Annotated in this window: 4 protein-coding genes and 1 pseudogene; 2 read left to right on the top strand and 3 right to left on the bottom strand. The window is 32.7% G+C overall.

Annotation, left to right across the window (positions count from 1 at the left end; all coding sequences use genetic code 11):
* From V7056_RS08665 to V7056_RS08675, 3 genes and pseudogenes are all read right to left on the bottom strand, one after another.
* Nucleotides 1–799 (bottom strand): annotated as a pseudogene (locus V7056_RS08665) (LTA synthase family protein); the annotation flags it as partial.
* A gap of 241 nt (nucleotides 800–1,040) precedes the next feature.
* A complete protein-coding gene (locus V7056_RS08670) occupies nucleotides 1,041–2,921 on the bottom strand; it encodes a vWA domain-containing protein (RefSeq protein WP_499701085.1) in 1,881 nt (626 codons plus the stop codon).
* Nucleotides 2,922–2,936: 15 nt separating this feature from the next.
* Nucleotides 2,937–3,830, bottom strand: a complete 894-nt coding sequence (locus V7056_RS08675) for an ATP-binding protein (RefSeq protein ID WP_499701086.1) — start codon at nucleotides 3,828–3,830, stop codon at nucleotides 2,937–2,939.
* A gap of 458 nt (nucleotides 3,831–4,288) precedes the next feature.
* On the opposite strand from V7056_RS08675, the gene pflB reads away from it, so the two are divergent.
* Both pflB and pflA read left to right on the top strand, forming a co-directional pair.
* Nucleotides 4,289–6,514, top strand: a complete 2,226-nt coding sequence (gene pflB / locus V7056_RS08680) for a formate C-acetyltransferase (protein ID WP_499701088.1) — start codon at nucleotides 4,289–4,291, stop codon at nucleotides 6,512–6,514.
* A gap of 211 nt (nucleotides 6,515–6,725) precedes the next feature.
* Nucleotides 6,726–7,448: a pyruvate formate-lyase-activating protein gene (pflA, locus tag V7056_RS08685; RefSeq protein WP_499701090.1), complete on the top strand. Its 723-nt coding sequence runs from the start codon at nucleotides 6,726–6,728 to the stop codon at nucleotides 7,446–7,448.
* Nucleotides 7,449–7,747 lie beyond the last annotated feature (299 nt).

Here is a 7,747-nt window from a genome sequence, read left to right on the forward strand (position 1 = left end):
CCTTTGCACCGATTGTAAAGGTTTGCATTGATTCAAGTGAAATAACAATTACGTTTTTACCTTGATATTTTCCGAAAAGTTTGGCATTTGTTTTTACACCATTAGTATTTACATAGTTTTCGATCTCAGTTAATTTACTACTATCAGCAAAAGCCTTTTGTGTAGAGGTTTTTGTCTGAAGTGATAAGTCATAACCTTGATAAACATATAATCCAAGGTTTTTTACAAGCATTTCACGGTCAAAAGATCGTGTAAGTAATTCAGGTCGTTCCATTTCTGCTAAACCTAAGTTAACAACTGCAACAGCGACTGTGATTAAAAAGTAAGCTGATTTCATAAAAGCCGGAACGCGACCAGTATTTGAAAGTTTTGGATATTTTTTTAATAAGATATAAAGGATGACGATATCGGCAAACATAAAGAAAATTTTAAAACTCGCTAATTCCTTTACACTTGAACCTAAGTCTCCCATATTACTTGTTTGAAAAAGCACAGGCAATGTTACAAAATCATTAAAGAATCCATAGAACAGTACATTACCACATAAAATAGCAGTTAGTAGAAAATTAATGAAAAGCGCAATTGTATTACGTTTATTGCCTTTAAAGAATAGAGCAAATCCTACTAAAAATAGTGAGGATGCCAATGGACTAATAAATAATATTACATTTTGGAAAAAAGTATCAATTTTTAAATCAAATCCAATAAGAGTAACTAAATACGTTTTTAGCCAAACTACTAATGCAACTAGTAATACGAAACGTACACGTGAAAATGTTGCCTTTAATGAAGTAGGCATCTTATAATCCCCCTTAAATACAAAACAAACTAGCAGTAACACACTAGCTTTTATTCAAAATATGCTTCTCTCTAAGTCGTCAAAATTTATCGTACTCTCTTTAAAATCAAAAATCAATAGGTAAGCACGTTTTTGCATTGTAAATCCGTTCGACAAAGTATTTAAATATTCCCAAAAAATGAAAGAAATAGGCAATTAAATATCAAATGCCTATTTCTTCTTCATTTTATGGACAACTTATTTAATCTATGCTTCTTAATAGTAATTTTTTTAATAAAGGTTTTAATTGAAGCCTCAAATCCTCAGTACCAGATGCAATTAAAAAGTGATGATGATATATATTTTTCATTAATTGTACTGTTTCTTCTTGATGTTCATTTTCTTCAATAAATGTCCCAATTACTTCAATCCCTAATTTTCTAGCTTGTTTTACAGCCTCATGAGTATCAATAATACCATCTTGGAAGTAATCTAATGCAGAAGGCTCACCATCTGTAAAAACTAGTAAAAACTTATGCTTCTCTGGTCTTTTTGCTAATTCCTCTGAAACGATTCGAATCATTAGTCCATCCCGATTATCTTCTTCCTCATGTAACTGCATGATATTAGGGCCTGTTGAAGGGTATAGTGACTGTGAAAATGGTATAACTTGATGCAATATATTTGGTTTATTTTCTTTTGAAGCATTTGATGCATCTTCCCAAAATCCACTTATACTGTGTGAAATCTTTAATTGCTTTAAAGTTTCATGGAAAAGAATGACACTCTTTTTAACTTCATCCATTTTATTAAACATTGATCCAGAACAATCAACTAATAGATAAAAGACAGCATCTAATTCCTTTGACTCAGTTTGTTTTTTATAAAACATTTTTGGTTTATCTTCAGTAAATAATTTAATCCATTTTTTATTTAGACGACCGTAGTACTTATCAGAGGGAGCATTTTGCTTGTTTTCTAATGATTTTTCAATCGTCTTTCGCAACTCTTTGACATCTTTTGACACAATTGCAGATAAAGTGGAATATTGTTTCTTTTCATCAATAGATTGCTGTTTTGGTGAAATATGTTGGATTGAAACATTACTATTATATTTACCAAATGGGTTTTGGTGATTATTATTAGATGAATTTGCAGTTTCATTTGCATCGTTTTGCTTCGATTGCTTGTGATCACCTTGCTTGGATGAACCAAATGCATTTCCAATTGCTTGATCTTGGCTTTCTTGCTCTCTAGCAAAGTTTGCTTTTATAGCCGTTTTTGTTCCACTCTCAACTTCGAATCGTAAAAAATTATCATCATTTTCATTATTTTTACTTTCTCTATGCCAAGTTGATAATTTTTCGTCTTCACTATTGCGTTCTTCAAGTCCATCTTGTTCGTCATCATTTTGTAATTCCTTTGCCTTACTGTTACATGATGGCGTATCTGTTAACTTATTTAATGGAAGATAACCAAAATACGTATGAATCATATCTTCTTTATATATAGGAAGTAACCTCTGCTGGACTTGGAATATAATAGAAGAAATATTACTCGTTTTTTTAGCTTCGAACGTTTGAAATAAGATTGGTAGAATTTCTTCTAATTGTTCATTTGTTTGATATGTTAACTGTGTTGAAGTTAAAGATAAATAGATTAAACAATATAATTGATCAAGCTTAAAATTACGTATTTCATTTCCTTTAAATTGAGATTGAAAATAGTGTCTATATATATTTTTACGGGTAGAAAATAATTGTCTAGTTCCTGGTCGTTGCCGAACAATAATTTCTTCTAATCGGATATCTTCAAGGAGAACGTAAAGTTGTGTAAAAAAACTTTTTAAATGAGTCTCATGTAACTCCTTTAATGTTTCTTTAAATTCTTTAAAATCAGTATAATGTTTGTTTCCTAGTGCTTTTAAATACACATCAGACTTTAATCCGTTTAGTTGGGCTAGATGTTCTTGATTGTCCCAAAAATGACTCACAGTAAACTTTTGTTCTTCGTCGTCAAAGTATGCTTGGAAATCAAATTCCAAAAAAGCTTGAGGATTTTTAGAAAGAGAAATCGATAAATTTTCCATTTGTAAAAAGGTGGAAGCATCAATTTTTTTATTATTAAATACTACATGTTTCATCTGATTTCACTCATTTCAAGAAAGAAAATAACTTTCTGCTAGTTCACGGACAGTTTCTCGTTCGATATCGTCACTAAGCTTAGCGATGATTGTACGTTCAATCGCCCTTAAAACTGGGATATGAACAGATAAATCACATGCGTCAAGTATTCCTCTGATACTTGCAGCGTCTTCACTAATTCTTCCTTCAGAAGCAAGCGGAATTAAATCACTTGAGAAGCTCGTAAATTTGTTTAATAAATCCATATCTTGTAGTTCCGATTCGTCCTTTAGAAGTTGAAGTAAAGCTTCTCCATTAATATATGGCACATCAATAATGACAAAACGATTTTTTAACGCTTCGTTTAATTCACTTGTACCTACATATCCTTCATTTATTGCAGCAATCACTCGGAAGTTTTCATCGCCTTTTACTACTTCTTGTGTAAATGGATTTGTAATCATTTTACGGTAATCTAAAGCACCGTGTAGTAGAGGCAGTGTTTCAGGTTTCGCCATATTAATTTCATCTATATATAACATATGTCCTTTTTTCATTGCTTTCATTAGTGGTCCGTCAATAAAGATAACTTCAGATCCATTTGGTGATGAAGTAATTGTATTGTACCCAACGATTCCTTCTAAATCTAAATCAATTGAACAATTTATACTGTGCATTGGTTGATAAAGTAATTTTGAAAGAGTTTCTGCTAAAACTGTTTTTCCACTTCCAGTAGGTCCTTTTAATAGAATGTTTTTGCCAAGTAATAACGCAGTAATTGCATCTTCTAAAATAGTAGAGTCTTGGGATACATATTGTTTTGTACCAATTAGTAATTGTTCATCTTGTAAAACTTTTTGAAGTTGATTTTTATATATTGTATTTAATTTTTCGTTAATTGAATTAGAAAGATTGATTTGTGTATTCATAAATACTCCCTTTATTTAAAGTTACTGTTACTGAAGAAGGCTGAATTCAGCTCCAAAATATTCGCTTATATTAGCGAGCCTTATTTATAAATAATCAAAAAGATTTTGTCATTTATTTATACTAACCATAGTATTATCACATATTCTGTTTGTGAATGTCTTGTCTATCGAAAAGAAGATGTTTTTTTATAATACAGATTATATAATTTGAGTATAACAGTTCAGATGGAAACTTTAAAGTTTTGGAGAATGAATTACACTAGAAAATTGTTGGTAAAATGAATTGTAATCAATTAAATCGTTATATATTAAGTGCTCTCTGACACTTTGTTCAATGTTTCACAATATATACATATTCTTGGTGATAGAAGATCAACATCATATGATAAATTAATTGTGTAATCTGTTATATACATTATTATCTTTCTGTGTTAATTCGAAAGAGGAGGAGTATTGGGATGAATCATTGGAGACTTTTTGAAAGTGGGCGTTGGGAAAAATCGATTGATGTAAGGGATTTTATTCAATTAAACATTAAACCTTATATTGGAGATGAGACGTTTTTAGTTGGTCCAACGCAAGCAACAAGTGAGCTATGGAATCAGGTACTTCAATTATCAAAAGAAGAGCGCCAAAAAGGTGGAGTTTTAGATATGGATACGAAAATTGTATCAACTATTACTTCACATGAGCCAGGATACTTAAATAAAGAGTTAGAAAAAATTGTAGGAGTTCAAACGGATGAACCATTTAAACGATCGTTACAACCATTCGGAGGAATTCGAATGGCAGAAGCTGCTTGTGAATCATATGGTTATAAAGTTGATGAAGAAATAAGTAAGATATTTACTGAATATCGAAAAACACATAATCAAGGTGTTTTTGATGTGTACACGGATGAAATGAAAGCGGCACGTCGTTCAGGGGTTATTACTGGTTTACCGGATGCGTATGGTAGAGGCAGAATTATAGGAGACTATCGTAGAGTCGCATTATATGGAATTGATCGATTAATAGCTGATAAAACGAATGCTTTGAAGATGACGAGTAGTGTCATGTCTGAAGAATTATTAAGAGAGCGTGAAGAAGTAAATGAGCAAATTCGTGCTTTGAAAGAATTAAAACAAATGGCTGCAAAACACGGATTTGATATTTCGAAACCAGCGTCAAATGCAGTTGAAGCGTTTCAATGGCTATATTTCGGCTATTTAGCTGCAATTAAAGAACAAAACGGTGCAGCGATGAGTCTAGGTAGAGTTTCTTCTTTCTTAGATATTTATATAGAAAGAGATCTTGAAGAGAACCGTTTAACTGAAATTGAAGCTCAAGAATTGGTAGACCATTTTGTTATGAAATTACGCTTAGTAAAGTTTGCAAGAACGCCAGATTATAATGAATTGTTTTCAGGAGACCCTACATGGGTAACGGAATCGATTGGCGGAGTGGGCATTGATGGGCGCCCATTGGTTACTAAGAATTCATTTCGTTTTTTAAATACATTAGACAATCTTGGTCCAGCACCAGAGCCGAATTTAACAGTACTTTGGTCAACTAATCTACCTATTGGATTTAAACAATATTGTGCAAAGATGTCTATTAAAACAAGCTCAATTCAATACGAAAATGATGATATTATGCGAACTGAGTTTGGAGATGACTATGGAATCGCTTGTTGTGTTTCAGCAATGACGATTGGGAAGCAGATGCAGTTTTTTGGTGCTAGAGCAAATTTAGCAAAAGCATTATTATATGCTATTAATGGTGGAATCGATGAAAAATTAAAAGTCCAAGTTGGACCAAATTACGCACCTGTTACTTCAGAGTATCTTGACTACAATGAAGTAAAATCTAAGTTTGATATTGTGTTAGATTGGTTAGCGTGCTTATATGTAAATACGTTAAATTGTATTCACTATATGCATGATAAATATAGTTACGAACGAATTGAAATGGCGTTACATGATCTTAATGTAAAACGAACAATGGCCACAGGAATTGCAGGATTATCAGTTTGTGCAGATTCATTATCTGCTATTAAACACTCAAAAGTTAAAACGATTCGTGATGAAAATGGAATCGTTGTGGATTTCGAAATTGAAGGGGACTATCCTAAATATGGAAACAATGATGATCGGGTTGATGACATTGCGATTGAATTAGTTGAAAGTTTTATGGCAAAGGTTAGAAAACATAAGACGTACCGCAATGCAATTCATACAACTTCAGTCTTAACGATTACTTCTAATGTAGTTTATGGTAAGAAAACTGGAAACACGCCTGATGGACGTAGAGCAGGTGAGCCGTTTGCTCCAGGTGCTAACCCACTACATGGCCGAGATACAAAAGGTGCATTAGCATCGTTAAGCTCAGTTGCAAAGTTACCGTATAATGATTCGCAAGATGGAATTTCAAATACATTTTCAATCGTACCGAATGCTTTAGGAAAAGAAGAAAATACAAGAACCCTTAACTTAGTAGCAATGCTAGACGGATACACAGAAAAAGGTGGACACCATCTCAATGTCAACGTATTCAACCGAGAAACACTCATTGATGCAATGGAACATCCTGAAGAATATCCACAATTAACAATAAGAGTATCTGGATACGCAGTTAACTTTATAAAACTAACAAGAGAACAACAAATCGACGTCATCAACCGAACATTCCATGACAGTATGTGAGAAGAAAAGTGGAGGCGACTGTTCAGCTCCGACAAGCATAAGACGAAACCCAATAAAGGTGCTTTTTACCTTTAATGGGTTTTGGCTTATGACCTCGAGGATCTAGGAGCCGGAACTAGACACCATGAAAAGTGGAAGGCATTCGCTCAGCCCTGACAAGCATAAGACAAGATAAATAAAGAAAGAAAGATTCTAAAGAGGTGAAGGCTAAATGGTGGGAAACATCCATTCAATAGAAACCTGTGGAACTGTTGATGGACCAGGTATTCGTTATGTTGTATTTACGCAAGGATGTTTATTAAGATGTCAATATTGTCATAATGCAGATACTTGGAATATTGGTGAGGGTAAGACTATTTCAGTTGATGAGTTAATGAAGGATGTAAAATCATATATTCCCTTCATGAAAGCATCTGGTGGAGGTATTACAATCAGTGGTGGAGAGCCTCTATTGCAACTAGATTTTCTTTTAGAATTGCTTAAGGAATGTAAAAAAGCTAAAATTCATACAACGATTGATACCTCAGGTGGTTGCTTTAGTTATGATTGTGCATTTCTTGATAAATTAGATGAAGTTTTGAAATATACGGACTTAGTATTGTTAGATTTAAAGCATTTTGATTCAAAAAAACACATTAAATTAACTGGTAAACAAAATGAACAGATTAAACAATTCGCTTTATACCTAAATGATAGAAAAGTTCCAACGTGGATTAGACATGTACTTGTTCCAGGTATTACAGATTCTCATGAGGATTTACAAAACCTAGGAAGCTTTATCAAATCTCTTAATAATGTCGAGAAAATTGAAGTATTACCATATCATCGATTAGGGGTTTATAAATGGAAGGCTTTAGGACTGAAATATCCATTAGAAGAAATCCTAACACCTTCCGAGGAAAGTGTAAAACTTGCATATAAATTATTATCGTAAAGAGTGTAACAAAAAATAGTCTTTCTAGGCGCGGATTTACCTTTAAGGGTAATGAGCATTCACCAGAAAGCAGGCGAAGAAATAAAGAAAGCGCACGTTTGAACCTGCAGTTGAAGCTAATCTTAATGATTGGCTTTTTCTTTTTATATAGACAAATGACTACTATTTACTCACACCCTTTGAATATACTGATTGAAAATGCTATCCAGTGTTTGTCGTATAGGGATAATTCGAAAAAGGGTGAATAGGGTGAATGAATATCGAGTTTCTTGGTATATTTTGATTGATGAAAAAGGTGG

Origin of the sequence: Bacillus sp. JJ664, assembly GCF_036962205.1 — a bacterium.
Taxonomy (GTDB): Bacteria; Bacillota; Bacilli; order Bacillales; family Bacillaceae_G; genus Gottfriedia.

Bases quoted from the DNA above. Each gene is read 5' to 3' on its own strand.
- pflB (WP_499701088.1), top strand. From the start codon at position 4,289: ATGAATCATTGGAGACTTTTTGAAAGTGGGCGTTGGGAAAAATCGATT.
- V7056_RS08675 (WP_499701086.1), bottom strand. From the start codon at position 3,830: ATGAATACACAAATCAATCTTTCTAATTCAATTAACGAAAAATTAAAT.
- pflA (WP_499701090.1), top strand. From the start codon at position 6,726: ATGGTGGGAAACATCCATTCAATAGAAACCTGTGGAACTGTTGATGGA.
- V7056_RS08670 (WP_499701085.1), bottom strand. From the start codon at position 2,921: ATGAAACATGTAGTATTTAATAATAAAAAAATTGATGCTTCCACCTTT.